The sequence below is a fragment of the Streptomyces sp. SID12488 genome (assembly GCF_010548275.1).
GTDB lineage: Bacteria > Actinomycetota > Actinomycetes > Streptomycetales > Streptomycetaceae > Streptomyces.
Genome location: NZ_JAAGLT010000085.1, coordinates 1 through 1,206, shown reverse-complemented (window position 1 = coordinate 1,206; position 1,206 = coordinate 1). Strand labels below are relative to the sequence as shown.

Annotated in this window: 1 protein-coding gene; it reads left to right on the top strand. The window is 64.9% G+C overall.

Going from position 1 to position 1,206, the window contains the following annotated elements; translation table 11 throughout:
- Positions 1-72 precede the first annotated feature (72 nt).
- Positions 73-1,197 (top strand): IS30 family transposase, encoded by a 1,125-nt coding sequence (locus G3I56_RS42580; protein WP_203691962.1) that lies wholly within the window; start codon positions 73-75, stop codon positions 1,195-1,197.
- Positions 1,198-1,206 lie beyond the last annotated feature (9 nt).

Below are 1,206 nucleotides of genomic sequence, written 5' to 3'. Positions count from 1 at the left end.
CTTAGATTCAACCGGTCAGAGCAACAGTGCTGGTTGAGGACGGTTTACGTGGCGAGACTGGGTCGGCCGGGGATGTCGGACGAGATGAAGGCCGACTTGTGGCGGCGCTGGAGGGCCGGGGAGTCGATCAGCGTCATCTCAAGGCAGATCGGCAAGCCGCCCGGCTCGGTGTTCACCGTCCTCAAGCACCACGGAGGAATCGCTCCCACACCCCGCAAAGCACGTGCCGGAAGCTTGACCATGGGCGAGCGGGAGGAGATCTCACGCGGGCTTCATGCCGGAGAGTCCTGCCGGGCCATCGCCGGCCGCCTGGGGCGTGCAGTGTCGACGATCAGTCGTGAAGTCAGCAACAACGGTGGACGCGACGTCTATCGGGCGATCGCTGCGCAGGAACGGGCACTTGACCGCGCCCGGCGCCCGAAGCAGTGCCTGCTCGCCCGCAGGCCCGCGTTGAGGCAGACGGTACTGACCCTGCTGCAGGAGGAGTGGTCGCCGGAACAGATTGTCGGCCACCTGCGTCTGCACCACGGTGACGACCCGGGGATGGAGATCAGCCACGAGACGATCTACCGATCGGTCTACACCACCCGCTGGAAAGTGATCCCTCGCGAGCTGTGCAAGCGCCTGCGAACTGGCCGCCCGATCCGGAAGAACAAGCGCCACACGGTGAAAGGACAGTGGCGCTCACAGATCACCGATGCCCGACCGATCGAGGACCGGCCCCAGGCGGCGGGAGACCGCAGCGAGTTCGGGCATCTGGAAGGCGATCTGGTGATCGGCTCGAACAACAGCCAGGTCGCCACGCTGGTCGACCGGAAGTCACGGTTCCTCACGGTCGTGAAACTCGCCAGCCGCCACACCACCGTAGTTGTTCCCGCTCTGGCCGAGACCTACGAACGCATGGACCCCCGCCTACGCAGCACCCTGACCTGGGATCGCGGTATGGAACTGGCAGCCCACAAGCGGTTCACCACCGAAACCGGCGTCGACGTGTTCTTCGCAGCCCCGCGCAGCCCCTGGCAACGCGGCACCAACGAGAACACCAACAAGCTGCTCCGGCAGTACCTCCCCAAAGGCACAAACCTGTCGACGTTCAGCCAGGACGACCTCGACGCCATCGCGACGAAGCTCAACAACCGTCCGCGCAAGTGCCTGGGATTCCGCACCCCGGCCGAGAGTGTTGCCTTGACCGGTTGAATCTAAGAC

Coding starts and splice junctions, on each gene's coding strand:
- G3I56_RS42580 (WP_203691962.1), top strand. CDS start 73: ATGTCGGACGAGATGAAGGCCGACTTGTGGCGGCGCTGGAGGGCCGGG.